The organism is Microbacterium gorillae (genome assembly GCF_000826185.2).
In the GTDB taxonomy this organism is placed as follows: Bacteria; Actinomycetota; Actinomycetes; order Actinomycetales; family Microbacteriaceae; genus Microbacterium; species Microbacterium gorillae.
The window spans coordinates 414,050-433,821 of the sequence record NZ_LN648875.1 but is presented as its reverse complement, the minus strand read 5'-3'; the positions used below and the strand labels follow the sequence as shown (position 1 = coordinate 433,821).

The window sequence follows — 19,772 nt, the reverse complement described above, 5'->3', positions numbered from 1 at the left end:
AGTTCGCGGATATCCCTCGACCACCGTGTCTCCTTCGAACACCGTGTCTCCTTCGAACACCGTGTCTCCTTCGGACACCGTGTCTCGTTCGAACACCGTGTCTCCTTCGAACAGCGTGTCTCGTTCGAACACCGTGTCTCCTTCGAACAGCGTGTCTCCCTCAGGCACGCGGATTCTTCCGGAACGTCAGACCCTTCGTGGACTCCACGAAGCCGGCGTCCCGCAACGCACGACCGAGCTCGGTGGTGTAGACGAATTCCCCGTTGACCTGCTCGATCGTGAGCGTTTCCAGGCGCCGCTCGCGAGCGGTCTGCACGAGGCTCCGGGCCGCGGCCCGGTTCACGTCCTCGTCGGCCGTGAAGCTCAGCACCGTCCGCCCGCCGCGCTCGAGGTAGAGGACCAGCTCTCCGTCCACGAGCACCACAAGCCCGCCGGCCTTGCGTCCCGGCCGGTGCTTGACCGCGTCCAGGGCAGGCCAGGGGAGTGCGGCACCGTACGGGTTCGCCGGATCGGTGGCCGCCAGCGTCCGCGACCGCAGCGGCGGCGGATCGTCGGTCGCGGCGAACTGCCGGAGCCGGTCCACGGTGGCGGACGTGGCGAACTGGGCCGCACCGAGCTTCTCGATGAAGTACCCGCGACGGCAGTGTCCGGCGTTCTCGAAGCCGGCGAGGGTCCGGTACACCTGCGCGAAGCCGCCGGGGACCTCCTCGGTCTGCACGGGACCACGGGTGACCACCCCGTATCGGTCCAGCAGGATCGAGGCGCTCGCGGCCGCCCGCAGGGACGGGTCGACCTCGGCCGCGGGTAGCAGCGACCAGCGCCCGCCGACCGCGGTCGGCCGGGGCGGGGGCGTCGCCACGCGCGGCAGTTTGGTGCCGCGGTACATCCGGGTGCGGGGTGCGGATCGCGCGACGCGGTGCGCCTGGCTCCCGCCACGTAGGAGAGAACGGATCGGGGCGAAGGTGTCGTTGCTGACGCGTCCGGACCACGCCAGCTCCCACAGCGCCTCGATCACGGACTGCTCGTTCAGGGCCCCGGTGAGCTGCTGCAGCTGGCCGGCGAAGTAGGCGCCCCCGCCGGCGAGCACGCTCAGCAGCTGATCGGACAGCGAACCCGGGGCGATCTCGCCGTCCGGTTCCGGGAGAGTGACCGCGGCGGCGTCCGCCGTGTGCAGCGCGATCCACCCGTCGCGCCCGGGGAGCGCACCGTGGCCGGACCAGAGCACCTCACCGGTGCTGGTCAGCTCATCGAGCATCGCCGGGGCGTAATCGCGCACGCGGCCCGGGAGGATCAGGGACTCCCAGGCGCTCGCCGGAATCGGCACTCCGGCGAGCTGTTCGATCACGGCGACGACCCCATCGATGCCGTCCAGCGGACGTTCCAGGTGCTGCCAGTCCGGCAGGAAGCGGGCGTAGGCGGTGCCGGAGACCGGCTCGACACTGCCGCGCAGGGCGGCCAGGGAGCGCATCCGCAGGCGTCGGAGCACCTCCGCGTCGCACCACTCCGGCTCGTCTCCGGTGCCGTCGGGGAGGAAGAACCCGGACGACAATCGGCCCGACTGCTCCAGCCGCTGCAGCGTGTGCCGAGCGACGGCCGCGCCGATGCCGAGGCGGGTTGCGACCGCGTCGGTGGTGAACGGACCGTGCGTGCGGGCGTGGCGGGCGACGAGGTCACCGAGCGGGTCCGGCAGCGGTTCCAGGAAGGCCAACGGCACACCGACCGGCAGGGCGACCCCGAGCGCGTCGCGCAGACGTCCGGCATCCTCGATCGCGGCGGTCCGGGTGTCTCCGGCGATCACGACCTCGATGGCGCGGCGGGCGTCCACAAGGCGGGCGAGAGCGGCCGTCGCCTCGCCTCGGTCCTGGGACTCCAGCCGAGCGGCGACCTCGGTCGGCGTCAGCGGGCCGAGCACGCGCAGCAGGTCGGCGACGCCCTCGACGTCGCGGACGCGGCGGTCCGGAGCGAGCCGCTGCGCCTCCGCCTCGAACTGCGCGATGACCTCCGGGTCCAGCAGCTGACGCATCTCGACCTTGCCGAGCAGTTCGCCCAGCAGCGCGGGATCGACCGACAGCGCCGCGGCACGGCGCTCGGCGAGAGGCGAGTCGCCCTCGTACATGAACTCCCCGACGTAGCCGAACAGCAGGTCGCGGGCGAACGGCGAGGGCACCGAGGGATCCGTCTCGACCAGGCGGATCTTGCGCTGCTCGATCTGGCGTGCGATGCCGAGCAGGGCCGGGAGGTCATAGACGTCCTGCAGCACCTCGCGCAGGGTCTCCAGGATGATCGGGAACGTGGGGTGGCGCTTGGCCACTTCCAGCAACTGCGCCGAGCGCTGGCGCTGCTGCCACAGCGGGGACCGCTTGTTCGGATTCTGCCGGGGCAGCAGCAGGGCGCGGGCGGCGCACTCGCGGAAGCGGGAGGCGAACAGCGCGGAGCCGCCCACCTCGGCGGTCACGAGCGCTTCGATCTCGTCCGGGTCGAACACGAACAGCTCGGCTCCGGGCGTCTCGCTGGTGGCGTCCGGAACGCGCGCGATGATGCCGTCATCGCTGGCCACCGCCGAGCCCTCCACTCCCAGGCGCTCGCGGATGCGGGCGTTCACGGCCAGCGCCCACGGCGAATGGACGGACATGCCGTAGGGGGAATGCAGGATGATCCGCCAATCGCCGACCTCATCCTTGCCGCGTTCGACGGTGAGGGTGCGATCGGTCGGCAGGGTGCCGGTGGCGGCCTTCTGCTCGCGCAGGTAGGCCAGGAGGTTGTCCTGCGCCTTCTCGTCCAACCCCGCCTCGGTCAGGCGCGCGGCGGTCTTCTCCGGGGCCGCCGACGCGATCTCGCGCGTCATCCGGCCGAGCGCCTCGCCGAGTTCGGCGGGGCGGCCGAGGCCGTCGCCGTGCCAGAACGGGAGCTTGCCGGGCTGGCCGAACGCGGGAACGACGTTGACGCGGTCGTGGGTGATCTCCACGATCTTCCAGCTCGTGGTGCCGAGCGTGAAGACGTCGTTGACGCGCGACTCGTAGACCATCTCCTCATCGAGCTCGCCGACGCGGGCGCCCCGACTCTCACCGGCGACGAAGACTCCGAACAGGCCACGGTCGGGGATCGTGCCGCCGCTGATGACGGCGAGGCGCTGCGCGCCCGGACGTCCGGTGATCGTCCCGGCGTCGCGGTCCCAGATCACCCGGGGACGGAGCTCGGCGAACTCGTCCGACGGGTACCGTCCGGCGAGGAGGTCCAGGGTCGCCTCGTACGCCGAGCGGGGCAGGGACCGGAACGGGGCTGACCGGCGGACCTGGTCGTACCACTCCTCGACGTTCAGCGGTTCCAGCGCGGTCGCCGCGACGGTCTGCTGGGCGAGGATGTCCAGGGGGTTCTGCGGGATCGCGATCGCCTCGATCTGGCCGGACAGCATCCGCTCCGTGACGATCGCGGTGTGCAGCACGTCCGCCCGATGCTTCGGGAACATCTTCGCGACCGAGATCTCGCCCACCTGGTGCCCGGCGCGCCCGACGCGCTGGAGGCCGCTGGCGGCGGACGGCGGTGCCTCCACCTGGATGACGAGGTCCACGGCGCCCATGTCGATGCCGAGTTCGAGGGAGCTCGTCGCGACCACGCACCGCAGCAGGCCGGATTTGAGCTCCTCCTCGACGATCGCGCGCTGTTCCTTGGACACCGAGCCGTGGTGCGCTTTCGCGAGGAGGGGGGCGGTGTCCCCGTCCGCGGCCGGCTCCGCCACGCCCAACCGCTCGGCATAGATCTCGTTCAGACGCTCCGTGAGGCGCTCGGCGAGTCGGCGCGAATTGGCGAACACGATCGTGGACCGTGCTTCGAGCACGCGATCGACGATCGCCTCCTCGACGAACGGCCAGACCGAGCCGGTGATCTCGGTCTGCTGCGGCCCCGCGTCCGCGTCGAACCAGTCGGCGGCCTCGGCCTCCGGAATCGGCGGGTGCGACATGTCATCGAGGGGGACTTCGACCTGCAGATCGAACGTCTTGGTCGCCGGCGGAGCCACGATCTCGACCGGTGCAGCGCCGCCGAGGAAGCGTGCCACCTCATCGATCGGGCGGACGGTGGCGGACAGTCCGATGCGCTGGGCGGGCTTGTCCAGCAGGGCGTCCAGACGCTCCAGACTCACCGCCAGGTGCGCGCCGCGCTTGGTCGCGGCGACGGCGTGGACCTCGTCGATGATGACGGTGTGGACGTCCGTGAGCGTCTCCCGGGCCCGCGAGGTGAGCATCAGGTACAGCGACTCGGGCGTGGTGATGAGAATGTCCGGCGGGTGCGCGATGAGGGTGCGGCGATCCTTCGGTGGGGTGTCGCCGGAGCGGACGCCGACGGAGACGTCCGGCGGGGTGATCCCGAGCCGGCGGGCGGCCTGCGTGATGCCGACGAGGGGGGAGCGGAGGTTGCGTTCCACGTCGACGCCGAGGGCCTTCAGCGGCGAGATGTAGAGGATCTTGGTGCGCTCGTTGCCGCCGGTGCCGTCGTGGAAGAGGCGGTCGATGGACCACAGGAATGCGGAGAGCGTCTTGCCCGAACCGGTCGGCGCGACGACGAGGGCGTGGCGTCCGCCGGAGATCGCCGTCCAGGCACCCTGCTGGGCCGGTGTGGGGTTCGCGAACGCGCCCCGGAACCAGTCGCTGGTCGCGGGACCGAACTGGTCGAGCACATCCACGCGCTCATTCTGCCGGGTCGTACGGACATTCGGGCCGGGTTCGCCGTGGGCGCATCGGTGTTGGGGCTGGCTGAGTCATTCGGGCCGGGTTCGCCGTGGGCGCATCGGTGTTGTGAGTCTTGAGTCATCCGGGCCCGGTTCTCCATGTGCACGATCTCCGTCGTGCGGGGGAGGCCGGCGGCGGAGCGCTTCGGTAGCGTGAAGAACTCGGACGCAGGGGGACGGTGAGCACGATGGCCACGGACGAGGGACACCACGACGGTGGGAAGCAGCGGTCGATCGGGACGGGACTGGGGGTCGGGATCGCTCTCGGCGTCGGGCTCGGCACAGCCTTGGGGGTCGCGCAGCACAACCTGGGGATGTGGTTGGGAATCGGACTGGCGCTCGGGGTCGCCATCGGCGTGTCCTGGGGGGTGGCCCGCGGCAAGGAACGCGGCTCGGGTAACGGGTCCGGGGACGGGACGGCGTCCGGGCCGGACGACCACGACGGTCCCGCGGATTCCGGAGATGCGTCCACCATGGGCGGCGGCGACTGAGGTCAGCCGCCGTAGCGGTACCGCGTGAGCGTCGGGTCGCCGATCAGGGGGCCGTGGGGAACTGCTGCGATGGCACTCCGCTCCCGGCGACCTGTGCGGACTGGCCGGTGGCGCCCGCGTCGCCGGCGGCGAGCGGAATGGCGAACACGGCGGTGCCGTAGGCGCACACCTCGGAGAAGTTCTGCGCGATCTCCCCGGTGTCGAAGCGCATGGCCACGATGGCGTTCCCTCCGCGTTTCTGAGCCTCGGCCACCATCCGCGCCATGACCTCCTGACGCGACTCGTACATGAGGTTCGTGTACTCGGTCATCTCGCCGCCGCCGATGGAGCGGAAGCTCGCCACGAAGTTCTGGCCCATGTTGGCCGAGCGCACGGTGAGTCCCATCACCTCGCCGAACACCGCGTCGATCCGATACCCCGGGATGTCATTCGTCGTCACCACGATCATGCCGAGATTCTGACACGGCCGGAGGCCGATCCGAGCGATGAATCCTGGCGTCAGCCGTGGGAGCAATACGAGACGCAGGGTCCTGTATTCGTCGGCGCGCCTGACGCATTCCATAGGGTCCGCATAGACCGCCGCGGTCAGATGGAACTCCCCACCCCCACAGACAGGAGTTCCTCCATGACCGGCACAGCCCTGCTCCTCATCGGAACGGACATCGCCGCCGCCCTCATTCTCAGTCTCGGGCTGTACTACCGACGGCACCACCGGCGCGACCTCGTGGTCGCGTTCCTGGTGGTCAACGTCGGCGTGCTCGCGGTCACCTCGGTCCTCGCGAACGCGGAGGTCGCGATGGGACTCGGACTCGGACTGTTCGGCGTGCTGTCGATCATCCGCCTGCGCTCCAGCGAGATCAGCCAGCGCGAGGTCGCCTACTACTTCGCCGCCCTCGCGATCGGCCTCATCAACGGTCTGCCGCAGAGCGACCTCTGGGTCCCGCTCGCGCTGAACGTGCTCATCCTGCTGGTGATCGCCATCGCGGACCACCCGGGGCTGTTCGCGCGTGCTCGGCAGCAGCTGGTCCACCTCGACCGCGCCATCGTCGACGAGGCCGAGCTCGTCGCCGAACTCGGCGAGCGACTCGGTGGGCGCGTGCAGTCCTACACGGTCCAGCGCCTCGACCTCGTCAACGACACCACCCTCGTGGACGTGCGCTACCGCACCGATGACGCCGTGAAGTCGCGGTCCCTGCAGGAGGCGTGACGAATGAACAGCCTCGCTCACCTGGAGCCGATCACCCTGGACGAGCTGATCCTCGAGGCCGCCCTGCTCACCCGCGTCGACCGCAAGTACGTCGTGCCGCGCTCGGCCCTGCCCACGCTGCTGGCCGCGGTGCCGGAGGACACGCGGGTGCTGGAGATCGACGGTTCCCGGGCCTTCGGATACGCGTCGATGTACTTCGACACCCCGGACCTGCTGAGCTTCCGGATGGCGGCGCTGGGTCGCCGCCGGCGGTTCAAGGTGCGCACCCGGAGCTACCTCGACACCGGCGGGAACTTCCTGGAGATCAAGACCAAGGGCGCCCGCGGTACGACGCAGAAGGACCGCGGCGAGTACGACGGTGACCCGTCCACGCTCACCAGGGACGCCTTGGTCGACATCGCCGATGCCCTGGCCGGCGTCGGTGTCGAGCCGCTGGTGGCACACGACCTGGACGCCACGCTGGCCTCCCGCTATCGCCGCGCGACCCTGCTGAGCACGGACGGCGCGCGCGCCACCATCGACGTCGACCTGCACTGGGACGACGCCACCGGGACGACGCTCGCGCTGCCGGACATGGCCATCATCGAGACGAAGTCCGGTGCCCGCGCCGGGGTCGTCGACCGGCTGCTGTGGAGCTTCGGCGTCCGACCGGTCTCGGTCAGCAAGTACGCCACGGGCCTGGCCGCGCTGCGTCCGGAGCTGCCCCGCAACCGGTGGGCGCGACTGCTCTCCGGTCCCTTCTGCTCACCCCGGAGTTCTGCTCCGGCGGAGGTGGCGTCGTGCGCCGCCTGACCTTCCCCACCAGTACGCGACACCAACGAGGAGGAAATATGCGTCGCCGTCTGATTCTGCCCACCCTCGCCATCGCGGCCGTCGGCTTCACCCTCGCCGGCTGCGCCGTGGCGGCATCCGAAGCCTCATCCGAGACCGCCGCCGACGTGAAACGGGATGCGGACGCGGACCTCAGCGCCCAGACGGTGCTCGCCGCCGACCACGATGTCTCCGTGCTCCGGTCCGATGACTATTCTCTGGACGACGCCGTGGCCGTGACGCTGTCCGGGTCATCGGCGACGGCGGCCGGCGAGGGCGTCTCCATTGACGGCTCGACCGTCACGATCACCGCGGCCGGGGTCTACCGGCTCTCCGGCGACCTCACCGGTTCCGTCGACGTCTCGGCACCGGAGGACGCGGATGTCGTCCTCCTCCTCGACGGTGCGACCATCGACAACACGTCGGGCTCGGCCATCACGGTCACCTCTGCTGACGGCGTCGCTCTCGTGCTCGCCGACGGGACGAAGAACACCGTGTCGGACACCGACACGTACGCGGACGATGCGAAGACGAACGCCGCCATCTACTCCGCCGAAGACCTCACGATCGACGGCACCGGTTCCCTCACCGTGCACGGCAACGGCAACGACGCGATCACCTCGAAGAACGACCTCACCGTCCTCGCCGGGAATCTGACCGTCGATTCGGTCGACGACGGTCTGCGCGGCAAGGACGCGCTGGTGATCGAGGGCGGCACGATCACCGTCGACGCGGCCGGCGACGGCCTGAAGAGCGACGAGGACGATGACGACACCCGCGGCTTCGTCCACATCGCGGGTGGGTCGCTCACGATCACCGCGGGGGATGACGCCGTCTCGGCGACCACGGACGTCGTCGTCACCGGGGGCACGCTGACCGCGAACGCGGGCGGCGGTGCCGGCGCAGATGTGGGTGAGGACGAGTCGCCACGCGGCATCGTCTCCGACGCGATCATCGCCCTGGACGGCGGCACGATCTCAATCGACTCCGCCGACGACGGGGTGCACTCGAACGGGTCCATCGGCCTCGGCGGTGCGGACCTGACGATCGCGGCCGGCGATGACGGCGTGCATGCCGATTCCGCCCTGCAGGTCAAGGACGGCACCGTCAACGTCACCAAGTCCGAGGAGGCGCTCGAGGCGGTGGACATCCGCATCTCCGGCGGCACGTCGAAGCTCGTCTCCGCCGACGACGGCATCAACGCCGCGGGGCTGTCGAGCTCCGGTGACGCCGGTGGTGGTCAGATGCCTCAGGGCGGCGACATGCCGACGGACATGCCGACGGACATGCCTCAGGGCGGCGACATGCCGACCGACATGCCGACCGGTGGTCCCGGTGGCGGCGGCCAGATGCCGCAGGGTGAGCGTCCGACGGACATGCCGACCGGTGGCCCCGGCGGCGGTGGACAAGCGCCCGGCGGCGATGGTGGCGGCATGGGCGGTGGCGGCATGTCCGACACCGGCGAGACGATGATCATCTCCGGCGGCACGGTCTCGATCGACGCCGGTGGCGACGGTCTGGACTCCAACGGCACGGTGGAGATCACCGGCGGCACCATCACCGTCGCGGGTCCCACCGACAACGGCAACGGTGCGCTGGACTCCAACGGCGGGATCACCATCAGCGGTGGCACGCTCACTGCGGTGGGATCGTCCGGCATGGCTGAGGCGCCCGAGACGGACTCGAAGCAGGCGTGGGTCGCCGGACTGGCCTCGGGCAAGGCGGGAGATGTGATCACGATCACGGACGCCGACGGCACCGAGCTGACGAGCTACACCGCGACGAAGACCTTCGCCTCGATCGTGTACTCCTCCGACGCGGTCACCGCAAAGGGCACCTACACGATCTCCGTGAACGGTGCCGACGGCACCGAGGTCACCGCCGGAACCGCGATCGCCGGTGGTATGGGCGGCGGCGGTCGTCCCTGATCCCCTCCGCGAAACACCCAGGCACGTCCGACACACCCCGCACTGCGGGAGGTCTCGGACGTGCCTGGGTGTTTCGGTGGTTTCATCGGCACATGGTTGTATCTGATCGACGAATCGCGCTGGCGTTTCGCGTCCTGGCGCCGCTCGTGATCCTGTGGGGGGTGCTGCGCAACGCCGACGTGTTCGAGGGGAAATTCGACGGCTACACGTTCCTCTTCTTCACCGTGCTGAGCAATCTCCTCGGCCTGGTCTGGTTCATCCTGCAGGCCCGGCGGACCGCCGTTGATCTCCGGCGAGAGGGCCCACGCGGCACGTCCACGGTGTCCGCCCGGTTCGGGGGAGCGGTGATGATGGCGCTCACCGTCACGATGCTGATCTATCTGTTCGTGCTGTTGCCGATCACCCTGTCGAACCCGAACAGCGACTACGTGCCGTTCACGCTGACGGACAACCTCATCCACATCATCGCGCCGAGCCTTGCGATCGCCGACTGGCTGGTGTTCACGCCGAAGGGGTTCTTCCGCTGGTCCGACCCGCCGCGCTGGATCCTCATCCCGATCGGTTACCTCGTGATCTCCTATCTCTACGGTGCGGTCGGTGGCGACTTCGGCAACGGCGAACCCGTCCCGTACCCGTTCATGAATCCGGCCACCTACGGCTGGGGTGGGGTCGCGCTGTGGGTCGGCGGACTGGCCGTCGCACTGATCGCGGTCGGCTACGTCTACGTCGTCCTGGACCGCCTCCTCGGGCTCTGGGCCCGCCACCGCGCGAGTGCCCGCTCAGAAGCGCGCTGAGAACGCGCCGTCTGCGTGCAGCAGTTGGCCGGAGATCCACCGGCCCGCGGGGGAGAGCAGGAACGCCACGACGCCGGCGATGTCGCCGGGCACTCCCATGCGCCCCTGCGGATACGCGGCCGTGAGCTCCCGTCGCACGTCGTCGGTCATCCATCCCGTGTCGATCGGACCGGGGTTGAGCACGTTCGCCGCGATGCCGAGCGGACCGAGCTCACGTCCCGCCGAGATCACGATGCGATCGAGCGCACCCTTGGAGGCCCCGTACGGCAGGTTGCCGGTGACGTGGTCACTCGTCAGCGCGACGATCGCGCCGCCGCCGGAGGGCACCTGCCGCGCGAATGCCGCGATCAGCAGCAGGGAGTCGCGCGCGTTCACGGCGACGTGGCGGTCGAAGCTCTCCGCGGTGGTGTCCAGGATGCCGCTCTCGATGTCGTGCGCGTGGCTCAGGACCAGCCCGGAGATCGGTCCGTGTTCATCCGTGACCGCGTTGATCAGCGTCTCGGGTCCGTCGGCGGTGGACAGATCGCACGGAACGTCCGCGTCGGCGAGGTCGCTGGTCACGACGGTCCAGCCGTCCTCCCGGAGTCGGGGGACGATGCCCGCGGCGATGGAGTTCGCGCGCGCGGCGCCGGTGACCAGGGCGAGGGGGGAGTGCGTCATGGGTCTGACTTTTCAGATCTCGGGGTGACCCGTACTCGGGTCGGGGTTGCTGTACATCTCTCGATGTACGGGAAGGATCATCCGCTGGCGGGATGTGGGTCGTGCAGGCCCTCCGTAGCGTGAAGGACATGAGCGAGAACACGCAGACCATGGTTTCCGAGCCGGGCATCCGCGCGACAGAGATCACCATGTCCGTTCTGGTCGGGGCGATCGTCGGAACAGTCACGGTGACCGCGATGCCGGCCGAACCGTTCGGGCTCGTCACCGGCATCGCTGCGGGTGTGGCCGTCGCGCTGGGCCTGGACCTGGTGGTCCGCCGCGTCCGTCGTGCATATCTCGCGCACGACTGACGGATCGGTGCGGGCGAACCTCAGATCGTCAGCGAGGCCGGCGGGTACGGCGTGCCCATCTCGCGCGCGACTGAACCTCTGATCGTCAGCGAGGTCGGCGGGTACGGCGTGCCCACCTCACGCATGACTGACGGATCGGTGCGGGCGAACCTCAGCTCGTCATCTCACGCGGCACCTCCGTGAGGGTTCCGTCCGCGTCCAGCGCGAGCGTGAGGTCGATCCCGAGACGGTCCAGGAACGTCGCGTCGTGGCTGGTCACGAGGATCGCGCCGCGATACTGCGACAGGGCGTCCACCAGCTGATCCACGGTGTCGAGGTCCAGGTTGTTCGTCGGCTCGTCGAGCACCAGCAGCTGCGCCGGCGGCTCACTCAACAGCATCCGGGCCAGGGCGACACGGAAGCGTTCGCCGCCGGACAGGGACCGCACCGGACGGCGCATCGCGTCTCCGCGAATGAGGAACCGGGCGAGGCGGTTGCGCAGCTCGCGGTCCGGAACATGCGGCGCCGCCGCGCGCACGTTCTCCTCGGCGGAGGCGTTCTCGTCCAGTCCGTCCAACCGCTGAGCGAGATGACCGATGCGGTCGGTGTGCGCCTCGGCGGTGAACGCCGGTCGCCACGGCGCCCCTTCGCCCGTCAGCAGCTGGTTCAGCAGGGTGGACTTGCCGGCACCGTTCGGGCCGACGAGGGCGGTCCGCTCCGGGCCCTGCAGGATCCACTCCCGCTCTCCGTCGCCGAGCGTCGCGATGCGGCGCCCCGCCGCGACGGACGGGTCCGGCAGGTCGATCCGGATCGCGTCGTCCTCGCGGACTCGGCGTTCGGCCGCGTCGAGCGCTGCGCGGGCGTCGTCCTCGCGGGCGCGCATTTCACCGCGATGCTTGCCCGCGGAGACCTCGGCCTTCATCTTTCGACCGTGCGCGACGATGAGCGGCACACGCTTCTCGCGCTGCGCCTTCTTCCCCATCTGCGCGCGTGTGGCGAGCTTCTCGTCCGCCTCGATCCGCTCGCGTTTCTGGACGCGGACCGCGTTCGCCGCCGTGCGCTCGGCGGCCTTCGCCGCTTCCTGCTCGGTGTCCAGCCACGCGCGCCACTGCGAATACGGGCCGCCGAACACCGACAGCGTGTTCTCGTAGAGCTCGGCGGTGGAGTCCATCAGTTCGAGGAGCTCGACGTCGTGGCTGACGACGATGAGAGAGCCCGGCCAGGACCGCACCATCCCGCCGAGGCGGGACCGGGCGTCTCGATCGAGGTTGTTCGTGGGCTCGTCCAGCAGGGTGATGTCGGCGCCGCGCAGGCGGAGGCCCGCGATCGCGACGAGCATCGCTTCACCTCCGGACAGATGCGCCACCCTGCGCTCGAGCGCGTCGGGTGGGAGGCCGGCATCGGCGAGTGCCGCGTGCGCGCGCGCCTCGACGTCCCAATCGTCGCCGATCGTGTCGAAGTGCTGCTCCGCGACGTCTCCGGATTCGACCGCGCGGACGGCGGCGAGCACGTCGGCGATGCCGAGCAGGTCGGCGACGGGACGGTCGGTGTCGAGGGTGAGGGACTGCCGGAGGGTCGCGACGGTTCCGGACGCGGTGACATGCCCGGTGGTGGGCCGGAGCTCGCCGGCGGCGAGTTTCAACAGGGTGGACTTGCCGGAGCCGTTGCGTCCGACCAGGCCGGTTCGGCCGGTGGAGAACGCGCCGGAGACGTGACTGAGCGCCACGGATCCGTCCGGCCAGGTGAAGGTGACGTCGTCGAAGACGACGGCGGGGGTGAATGCCATGAGGGCCTCCCAGAAGCTGGTGCGCGACACCGGCAGCGGGGCTGCAGCCACGGGAAACCGGTGGCGTTTCGACGGGTCAGCGCGGATGGATGCGCTGGAGCGTCGACGCCGAAACGGCGGAAGGCCTGTCAGGCGAAGGGTCGACGGGTCAGCGCGAGAGGAGCACGGAAGCGGCGAAAACCTTCAACGGTTCTTTCCGTTCGTCGGGGACAGGACTCCGCCACTGTACCCGGCGTGTCCCGATTCGTCCACCTCACGTGGGGTCAGCTCACGTCTGGTCAGCTCACGTCAGGTCAGCTCAGACGCTTGGCGAGGAACGTCGCGACGTCGGCGAGTTCGTCCCCATTGACGGCGTGGGCGAGTCCGGCGTACACGCGACCGGAGAGGTCGCTGTAGCCGGGCAACCACTCCACGGTGTGCGCGACGAGCGGTTCCGGGATGACCTGATCGAGCGCGCCCCGGCCCCAGAACACCGGGGGCTTCGCCGTCCGGAGCGTGGCGTCTCCGGGGACCTCACCCGGAGTGGCGTAGCCGGCGAGGTTCACCACGAAGGAGACGCGCTCCGGGGCGACGCGCAGGGTCTGCAGCGACACCGCGCCACCCTGCGAGAAGCCGAGCATGCCGAACTCGCCGAGACCCACGGCGTCCGCCCACTCCAGAACGCGGCGCGCGGCGGCGGTGATCGGCTCGGCGGAGCGGTCGTCCAGCCCCTCGATCGGGTACCAGGAATAGCCCGGCGCCGGCCACGGCGGGCTGAGCGGCGCGCGCACCGCGGCGTACACGAACGCGTCGGGCAGGTGCGGGATCAGTCCGGTCAGGTCCAGTTCGTCAGAACCGTAGCCGTGCAGGAGGAGGACGACGGGTCGGTCGCCGCGCTCGTCCGGGGCGACGGACCACTGCACGACGTCGGGGTCGAGGGCGGGGATCATCCCGCCATCATGCCAGGCGGGGCGGACACGACTCGCGCCACCGCCGCGATCGTGCGGACGAGCGGGTATACAGGAGTCATGCCTGTCCGCACGCCTGACCCCGAACCGAACGACCGCGACGACGAGTCGAACGATCCGCTCGCGGGCCTGGACGAGTTCCGCGCGCCGGGGTCGAACCCGGGTTGGCTGAGCGAGGTCGAGCTGATGGAGGCTCGGCGTCATCTGCCGATCCTCTACGTCGAGGCGATTCCGGTTCGCACGGACGGCACCGGCACGGTGACGGAGATCGGCATTCTGCTGCGCGCCACGCCGATCGGAGAGATCACCCGCACGATCGTCTCCGGACGCGTCCGCTACGGCGAGACCGTGCGGGACGCCCTGTTCCGTCACCTGGAAAACGATCTCGGTCCGATGGCGTTCCCGCTGCTGCCGCCGCAGCCGGTGCCGTTCACGGTCGCCGAGTACTTCCCGATGCCGGGGGTCAGTGCGTTCCACGACGATCGACAGCACGCGGTCTCCCTCGCGTTCGTGGTGCCCGTGACCGGCACGTGCGAGCCGCGTCAGGACGCGCTCGAGGTCACCTGGATGACGCCGGAGGAGGCCCAGAGCGAGTCGCTCTCCGCCGAGATGGAGGGCGGCCGCGGAACGCTCATCCGCCTGGCGCTCGCGTCGGTCGGCGCCCTGCGCTGACACGCAGCCTCTCGGTATGCGCTGGTTCCCGTGGGCCTGCGCTGACACGGTGCCTGTCGGTGTCTGCGCGGGTTCGGTTCCCGCGGGCCCGCGCTGACACGCAGCCTCTCGGTATGCGCTGGTTCCCGCGGGCCTGCGCTGACATGCGGCACGTGCGAGCCATGGGTGTTCTGCTTCGCGTCCCGTCATAGGCTCGGGGGATGACCGACGTGCAGACGCCCGAACCGATCTCCCTTCCCGCCGACTCCGACGGCTGGACACGCTTCGTCACCGAGCGTCCGGACGCTCGCCTGGCCGAGGCGCGCCGCCTGCTCGCGGCGCTGAAGGACGGCTCCGCGCGGTCGGCAGCCGAGACCCTGGAGGTCTGGAACGACCTGTCCGCCGCTCTGGCTTCGGTGCAGAGCGAGGGGTCGCTGCTGAGCGAATGCCACCCGGACGCCGCGGTGCGCGACGCCGCCGAGGAGCACTACGTCGCCGGGAGCGGGATGGCCGCGGAACTGACGATCGACCGCGACCTGTGGGATGTCCTGAGCGCGCTCGACCCCGCTGGGCTGAACGCGAACCAGACCCGATTGCTGGAGCACTCCCTGCGGGATCTGAAGCTCGGCGGTGTGGACCTCGACGAGGACGGACGCGCCCGCGCGAAGGATCTGGCGCGCCGCGACACCGAGCTCAGCATGGAGTTCTCGCGCAACATCCGTGAGGGCCGTCGTGAGATGCGGGTCACCCCGGAGCAGCTCGCCGGGCTTCCCCAGGACTTCCTCGACGAGCACCCGCTGGACGACGACGGCCTCATGACCGTGACGACCGAGTACCCCGACCTGATGCCGATTCGGGAGTACGCCACGAACCGCGACACGCGGATCGCGATGAGCGAGCTGCAGGGCGACATCGCGTGGCCGGCCAACGACGCCGTCCTGGAGGAGCTGCTGTCCGTCCGGCGCGAGCGTGCGCTGCTGCTGGGCTTCGGCGACTGGGCGGACGTCGAGACCGCGACGCGGATGGCGCGCTCCTCCGCCGGGGTCGCCGCGTTCCTGAACCAGGTGGACGAGGCGTCCGCCGCGGCCGCGGAGCCGGAGTACGACCAGCTGCTGGCGCGACTGCGCGAGGACGTTCCGGACGCGGAGGCGGTCACCACCGCCGACCTGGCGTACCTCCTGGGAGCGCTCAAGCGCGAGCGCTACGAGGTGGACTCGCAAGAAGTGCGCTCCTACTTCCTCTTCCCGAACGTGCTGGGCGGCGTGCTCGATGTCACCGCGCGACTGCTCGGGGTGGCGTACGAACCGGTTGACGTGCCGGCCTGGCACGAGGACGTGCGTTCCTACGACGTCCACTTCGGCGGCGAGCGGATCGGACGCATCCACCTGGACCTGCACCCGCGTGAGGGCAAGTACAACCACGCGGCGTGCTTCGATCTGGCCACGGGAATGGCCGGGCGGGAGCTGCCGCAGGGAGCCCTGCTGTGCAACTTCTCGCGCGGCACGATGGAACATGACCAGGTCACGACGTTCCTGCACGAGTTCGGCCACCTGGTGCACGCCATCGTCGGCGGGCACCAGCGCTTCATCGCGCAGAGCGGGATCGCCACGGAGTGGGACTTCGTCGAGGCGCCCAGCCAGATGCTCGAGGAGTGGGCCTGGGACGCGGACGTGCTCGCCACATTCGCGCGCAATGCCGTCGGTGAGCCGATTCCGGCCGCGCTGGTGCAGCGGATGCGGGTCGCGGACGGGTTCGGGCGTGCGACGCTCGTACGCCGTCAGCTCGGTCTCGCGCAGGTGTCGTACCGGTTGCACGCGGACGTTCCCGCGGACATCACGGCGGCGACCACGGAGCTCCTGCAGGCTTCCAGTCGGGTGCGCTCGCTGCCGAACAACCACTTCGCGTGCGGTTTCGGGCACCTCACCGGCTACGGCGCCTGCTACTACACGTACCAGTGGAGCCTCGTGATCGCGCGCGACCTGCTCACCGGGTTCGACGCGGACCTGATGGCGCCGGAACCGGCGGCGCGGTACCGCGACCGCGTCCTCGCGCCCGGCGGCACGCGGGACGCGGCTGACCTGATCGAGGACTTCCTCGGCCGACCGTCGGGCTTCGACGCCTACCGCGGCTGGCTCAGCGAGGGCTGATCCGGGATCAGTTCCCGGTCTCGGCGACGACGAGCTCGACGAGGCGGTCGACGTCGCTCTCCGCGGTGTCGAAGCTGCACACCCAGCGGACCTCGCGGCGGGCCTCGTCCCAGTCGTAGAACCGGAACGTCTCCCGCAGGCGATCGGCGACGCCCTCCGGCAGCGTGAGGAACAGACCGTTGGCCTGGGTGTCCTGGGAGAACGTCACGCCGGACACCGTGCCGTCCGCGATGCGGGCGTCCAGCGCGGACCGCAGGCGCGCGGCCATCGCGTTGGAGTGACGGGCGTTGCGCAGCCACAGGTCGCCTTCATAGAGGGCGATGAGCTGCGCCGACACGAAGCGCATCTTCGAGGCGAGTTGCATGTTCGTCTTGCGGAGGTAGGTGAGGCCTTCGGAGGCGTCCGGATTGAGCACGACGATCGCTTCGGCGAGCATGGCGCCGTTCTTGGTGCCGCCGACGCTCATCACGTCGACTCCCGCGTCGCGGGTGAACGCGCGGATCGGCTGGTCCAGCGATGCGGCGGCGTTGGCGAGACGGGAACCGTCCATGTGCAGGCGCATGCCGAGCCCGTGCACGTGGTCAGCGATGGCGCGCACCTCCTCGGGCGTGTACACCGTGCCGAGCTCGGTGGACTGGGTGATCGAGACGACGAGCGGCTGCGCGCGGTGCTCATCGCCCCAGCCGCGGGCTTCGCGGTCGATGAGGTCGGTGGTGAGCTTGCCGTCCGGCGTCGGAACCGTCCACAGCTTGATGCCGCCGACCTTCTCCGGCGCACCGCCCTCGTCGACGTTGATGTGAGCCGTGTCCGCGCACACGACCGCGCCCCAGCGGGGGAGCATGGACTGCAGGCCGACGACGTTCGCGCCGGTGCCGTTGAACACCGGGAACGCCTCGATGCCCTCGCCCAGGTGCTCGGCGAAGACCTCCTGCAGGCGGGCGCTGTAGGCGTCCTCGCCGTACGCGATCTGGTGTCCGTCGTTGGCGGCGGCGATGGCCGCGAGCACCTCGGGGTGGATGCCGGAGTAGTTGTCGGAGGCGAAGCCGCGCAGGCCTGTGTCGTGGATCGTGGTCACCTGACAAGCCTAGTCATCGCGTGTTCCGGTCCGCCTCGGCGTAGCCTCTGCACATGACCCCGACGACGACATTCACGACGACGCTCGCGCTCATCAGCGGACAGAACACGGGCATCGTGGTGCCCGACGCCCTCATCGAGGAGTGGGGCGTCGGCAAGCGTCCGCCGGTGATCGTGAACGTGAACGGTTTCGAGTACCGGTCCACGGTCGCGCCGATGGGCGGGCGATTCCTCCTCCCGTTCAGCGCGGACAAGCGGAAATCCACCGGCCTCGCGGGCGGGGATGAGATCACCGTCACTCTGACGCACGATCCGGGCGAGCGGACCGTGGAGGTTCCGGATGATCTCGCCGCGGCGATGGACGTCGCCGGAGTGCGGTCGGCGTTCGACGCCCAGTCCTTCACGAACCGCAAGGAGCAGGCGCGGTCCATCACGGATGCGAAGAAGCCGGAGACCCGCGAGCGGCGCATCGCCGCGGTCGTCGCGAAGCTCTCGTCCTGACCCGCATCACGTCGCGGGTGTGGTGGAGCTTTCGTCCGGACGCGGCTCATCTGACCGGGGTCGTGCTCAGCATCACGTCGCGGGTGTGGTGGAGCTTTCGTCCGGACGCGGCTCATCTGACCGGGGCCGTGCTCAGCATCACGTCGGGGGTGTGGTGAAGTCCGTGGCTTCGCGCAGCGGACCACGCATGAAGTTCCAGTACCGCACCGGCAGCAGCCGGGTGATGACGTCGACGAGGAAGGCCTTGCGTCCGATCATGGTGCGGGCCCGCCGGCCGAGGGTGGCATCGATGATGGTCTGTGCGGCGTCCTCCGGCTCGGTTTCGTACATGTGTGCCTGCGCCGCCGCGGCGCGGGCCGCGATGGCCGGGTCGAGGGCTTCGGCGTAGCGCCCGTGCAGCACGATTCCGGTCTTGACGCCGGCGGGGTAGATCGTGCCGACGGAGATGGTGGAGCCCTCGAGCTCGTGACGAAGCGCCTCGCTGAACGCGCGCACCGCGTACTTGCTCATCGCGTAGGGGATGCGTCCGGCCGGGGCGCCGAGCGCGTAGATCGAGGCGAGATGCGTGATGTGGGCGGCGGGAGAGCGGCGCAGCGCCGGCAGGAGGGCCTTCGTGATGGACACCGTGCCCCAGAGGTTCACGTCCATGAGCCACCGCATCTCCTCCATCGTCAGTTGGTCGAGGTTGCCCAGCATGGACGATCCGGCGCACGTGATCAGGGCCTGCACCGAACCGTGCGCGGACTCGATCGCCGCTCCGGCCTGCGCCACGGCGGCGTCGTCTCGGACGTCGACCACGTGCACGGTGTGTCCGCTGCCGGGCAGGCTCGCGGCCAGCGCGGCGAGCCCGTCACCGTCTCGGTCGACCAGAGCCAGGCGCGCCTCGCGGACGGCGAGAGCACGTGCCACGCGGGCGCCCATACCGCTCGCGGCGCCCGTGATGACGGTGGTGCGGCCGGTGGGGTCGAGTCGGGACATGGGGGACTCCTTCGGTGGGGGCGAGAGTTGTTCCGATTCTGGTGGGTCGCCGCGGGCTGTGCCACTACGCTAGGTGGCTGGAAGGGGACGATGACGTGGTCGGCAAGCTGAAGGCAGCGATCGATGAGGGGACCGCGATCGCACTCGCCGCGGCGCGTCTGGCACTCAAGAACGAGATCCTCGTGGAGACCATCGCCGGGGACGCGTCCTTCGAGACCGAGCGCTTCGTGCCCAATGCCCGCAAGGTGCTGTCCGGCCTCGCGAAAGAGGCCGAGCGCGACGCGTCACGTCTGAAGCGCCTCGGCCGGAAGGCCTGGGCGAAGTACTCGCAGTCCGACGGGACCCACGATTACCGCGACCGCGACGTTCGGAACCTGCGACGTCGGCGGAAGCAGTCCGCCGGTGTCGCCGCCGCCCTCCGTGCGGTGGCGGGGGACAAGGCGGAGGTCAACGACCTCGTCGAGCAGGCGCGCGAGGCGGCGTGGGATGACGTGCGCGCCAACATCGACCGCCGACTGCGTGTCGAGGGCATGCGTCCGGACAGCGATCCGGACTACGAGAAGATGCGCGACGCGCGCATGCAGGCCCTGATGATGGTGGACCTGCAGAACCTGAAGGCCCAGGTCGCCGCGCGTGCCCGCGTGAACAGCTGACATCATCCGAATTTTCTCCTCGCGGGAACAGCGGGCGCGCGGCACCGCGACGCGACGCGCCCGGGGGGAGCCTGCGGATTCGCGCTCATGCGA

The 19,772-nt window shown here is 70.0% G+C and carries 17 protein-coding genes; 10 read left to right on the top strand and 7 right to left on the bottom strand.

Going from position 1 to position 19,772, the window contains the following annotated elements; translation table 11 throughout:
- Positions 1–160 precede the first annotated feature (160 nt).
- On the bottom strand, positions 161–4,678 hold the full coding sequence (locus BN1193_RS11555; protein ID WP_040166523.1) for an ATP-dependent helicase: 4,518 nt from the start codon (positions 4,676–4,678) through the stop codon (positions 161–163).
- 233 nt (positions 4,679–4,911) lie between these two features.
- Between BN1193_RS11555 and BN1193_RS11550 the strand changes: the two genes are divergently transcribed.
- Entirely contained in the window at positions 4,912–5,214 is a 303-nt protein-coding gene (locus BN1193_RS11550) for a hypothetical protein (protein WP_040166520.1), read from the top strand.
- A gap of 43 nt (positions 5,215–5,257) precedes the next feature.
- Here BN1193_RS11550 and BN1193_RS11545 read toward each other — a convergent pair whose 3' ends face one another.
- Positions 5,258–5,662: a YbjQ family protein gene (locus tag BN1193_RS11545; RefSeq protein WP_040166519.1), complete on the bottom strand. Its 405-nt coding sequence runs from the start codon at positions 5,660–5,662 to the stop codon at positions 5,258–5,260.
- A gap of 177 nt (positions 5,663–5,839) precedes the next feature.
- Between BN1193_RS11545 and BN1193_RS11540 the strand changes: the two genes are divergently transcribed.
- The 4 genes from BN1193_RS11540 to BN1193_RS11525 all read left to right on the top strand — a co-directional run bounded on the left by BN1193_RS11540 (position 5,840) and on the right by BN1193_RS11525 (position 9,953).
- The gene (locus BN1193_RS11540) at positions 5,840–6,421 is read left to right on the top strand and encodes a DUF4956 domain-containing protein (protein WP_052460690.1); all 582 of its coding nucleotides are present in this window, start codon (positions 5,840–5,842) and stop codon (positions 6,419–6,421) included.
- Between the two features lie 3 nt (positions 6,422–6,424).
- On the top strand, positions 6,425–7,213 hold the full coding sequence (locus BN1193_RS11535; protein ID WP_040166517.1) for a polyphosphate polymerase domain-containing protein: 789 nt from the start codon (positions 6,425–6,427) through the stop codon (positions 7,211–7,213).
- A 38-nt stretch (positions 7,214–7,251) separates the two neighbouring features.
- Positions 7,252–9,159 (top strand): carbohydrate-binding domain-containing protein, encoded by a 1,908-nt coding sequence (locus tag BN1193_RS18450; protein WP_040166515.1) that lies wholly within the window; start codon positions 7,252–7,254, stop codon positions 9,157–9,159.
- 92 nt (positions 9,160–9,251) lie between these two features.
- On the top strand, positions 9,252–9,953 hold the full coding sequence (locus BN1193_RS11525) for a Pr6Pr family membrane protein (RefSeq protein WP_040166940.1): 702 nt from the start codon (positions 9,252–9,254) through the stop codon (positions 9,951–9,953).
- Here BN1193_RS11525 and BN1193_RS11520 read toward each other — a convergent pair.
- Positions 9,939–10,613, bottom strand: coding sequence for an SDR family oxidoreductase (locus BN1193_RS11520; protein ID WP_040166514.1), 675 nt, complete (start codon positions 10,611–10,613; stop codon positions 9,939–9,941). The genes BN1193_RS11525 and BN1193_RS11520 overlap by 15 nt on opposite strands.
- A 128-nt stretch (positions 10,614–10,741) precedes the next feature.
- On the opposite strand from BN1193_RS11520, the gene BN1193_RS11515 reads away from it, so the two are divergent.
- Entirely contained in the window at positions 10,742–10,963 is a 222-nt protein-coding gene (locus BN1193_RS11515; protein ID WP_141396680.1) for a hypothetical protein, read from the top strand.
- Positions 10,964–11,114: 151 nt separating this feature from the next.
- Here BN1193_RS11515 and BN1193_RS11510 read toward each other — a convergent pair whose 3' ends face one another.
- Both BN1193_RS11510 and BN1193_RS11505 read right to left on the bottom strand, forming a co-directional pair.
- Positions 11,115–12,728: an ABC-F family ATP-binding cassette domain-containing protein gene (locus BN1193_RS11510; RefSeq protein WP_040166939.1), complete on the bottom strand. Its 1,614-nt coding sequence runs from the start codon at positions 12,726–12,728 to the stop codon at positions 11,115–11,117.
- A 293-nt stretch (positions 12,729–13,021) separates the two neighbouring features.
- Complete coding sequence (locus tag BN1193_RS11505; protein ID WP_040166511.1) at positions 13,022–13,657, bottom strand: alpha/beta hydrolase; 636 nt, start codon at positions 13,655–13,657, stop codon at positions 13,022–13,024.
- Between the two features lie 78 nt (positions 13,658–13,735).
- Here BN1193_RS11505 and BN1193_RS11500 point away from each other — a divergent pair, with 78 nt between their 5' ends.
- Complete coding sequence (locus tag BN1193_RS11500) at positions 13,736–14,347, top strand: NUDIX hydrolase family protein (protein WP_040166508.1); 612 nt, start codon at positions 13,736–13,738, stop codon at positions 14,345–14,347.
- A gap of 200 nt (positions 14,348–14,547) precedes the next feature.
- Positions 14,548–16,473 carry a M3 family metallopeptidase gene (locus tag BN1193_RS11495; RefSeq protein ID WP_040166507.1) on the top strand — a complete coding sequence of 642 codons (1,926 nt, stop codon included), beginning with the start codon at positions 14,548–14,550 and terminating at the stop codon, positions 16,471–16,473.
- Between the two features lie 7 nt (positions 16,474–16,480).
- On the opposite strand, the gene BN1193_RS11490 is transcribed toward BN1193_RS11495, so the two are convergent.
- Entirely contained in the window at positions 16,481–17,548 is a 1,068-nt protein-coding gene (locus BN1193_RS11490) for a threonine aldolase family protein (protein ID WP_040166505.1), read from the bottom strand.
- A 53-nt stretch (positions 17,549–17,601) separates the two neighbouring features.
- Here BN1193_RS11490 and BN1193_RS11485 point away from each other — a divergent pair, with 53 nt between their 5' ends.
- A complete protein-coding gene (locus BN1193_RS11485) occupies positions 17,602–18,048 on the top strand; it encodes a YdeI/OmpD-associated family protein (protein ID WP_040166504.1) in 447 nt (148 codons plus the stop codon).
- A gap of 138 nt (positions 18,049–18,186) precedes the next feature.
- Here BN1193_RS11485 and BN1193_RS11480 read toward each other — a convergent pair whose 3' ends face one another.
- A complete protein-coding gene (locus tag BN1193_RS11480; protein WP_040166502.1) occupies positions 18,187–19,026 on the bottom strand; it encodes an SDR family NAD(P)-dependent oxidoreductase in 840 nt (279 codons plus the stop codon).
- A gap of 95 nt (positions 19,027–19,121) precedes the next feature.
- Here BN1193_RS11480 and BN1193_RS11475 point away from each other — a divergent pair, with 95 nt between their 5' ends.
- Positions 19,122–19,679, top strand: coding sequence for a hypothetical protein (locus BN1193_RS11475; protein WP_052460689.1), 558 nt, complete (start codon positions 19,122–19,124; stop codon positions 19,677–19,679).
- Positions 19,680–19,772: the final 93 nt, after the last annotated feature.

Excerpts from the sequence above, each read along its gene's own strand:
- BN1193_RS11540 (WP_052460690.1), top strand. The coding sequence starts at position 5,840 with ATGACCGGCACAGCCCTGCTCCTCATCGGAACGGACATCGCCGCCGCC.
- BN1193_RS11500 (WP_040166508.1), top strand. The coding sequence starts at position 13,736 with ATGCCTGTCCGCACGCCTGACCCCGAACCGAACGACCGCGACGACGAG.
- BN1193_RS11510 (WP_040166939.1), bottom strand. The coding sequence starts at position 12,728 with ATGGCATTCACCCCCGCCGTCGTCTTCGACGACGTCACCTTCACCTGG.
- BN1193_RS11550 (WP_040166520.1), top strand. The coding sequence starts at position 4,912 with ATGGCCACGGACGAGGGACACCACGACGGTGGGAAGCAGCGGTCGATC.
- BN1193_RS18450 (WP_040166515.1), top strand. The coding sequence starts at position 7,252 with ATGCGTCGCCGTCTGATTCTGCCCACCCTCGCCATCGCGGCCGTCGGC.
- BN1193_RS11495 (WP_040166507.1), top strand. The coding sequence starts at position 14,548 with ATGACCGACGTGCAGACGCCCGAACCGATCTCCCTTCCCGCCGACTCC.
- BN1193_RS11520 (WP_040166514.1), bottom strand. The coding sequence starts at position 10,613 with ATGACGCACTCCCCCCTCGCCCTGGTCACCGGCGCCGCGCGCGCGAAC.
- BN1193_RS11545 (WP_040166519.1), bottom strand. The coding sequence starts at position 5,662 with ATGATCGTGGTGACGACGAATGACATCCCGGGGTATCGGATCGACGCG.
- BN1193_RS11515 (WP_141396680.1), top strand. The coding sequence starts at position 10,742 with ATGAGCGAGAACACGCAGACCATGGTTTCCGAGCCGGGCATCCGCGCG.
- BN1193_RS11525 (WP_040166940.1), top strand. The coding sequence starts at position 9,252 with ATGGTTGTATCTGATCGACGAATCGCGCTGGCGTTTCGCGTCCTGGCG.
- BN1193_RS11505 (WP_040166511.1), bottom strand. The coding sequence starts at position 13,657 with ATGATCCCCGCCCTCGACCCCGACGTCGTGCAGTGGTCCGTCGCCCCG.
- BN1193_RS11485 (WP_040166504.1), top strand. The coding sequence starts at position 17,602 with ATGACCCCGACGACGACATTCACGACGACGCTCGCGCTCATCAGCGGA.
- BN1193_RS11480 (WP_040166502.1), bottom strand. The coding sequence starts at position 19,026 with ATGTCCCGACTCGACCCCACCGGCCGCACCACCGTCATCACGGGCGCC.
- BN1193_RS11535 (WP_040166517.1), top strand. The coding sequence starts at position 6,425 with ATGAACAGCCTCGCTCACCTGGAGCCGATCACCCTGGACGAGCTGATC.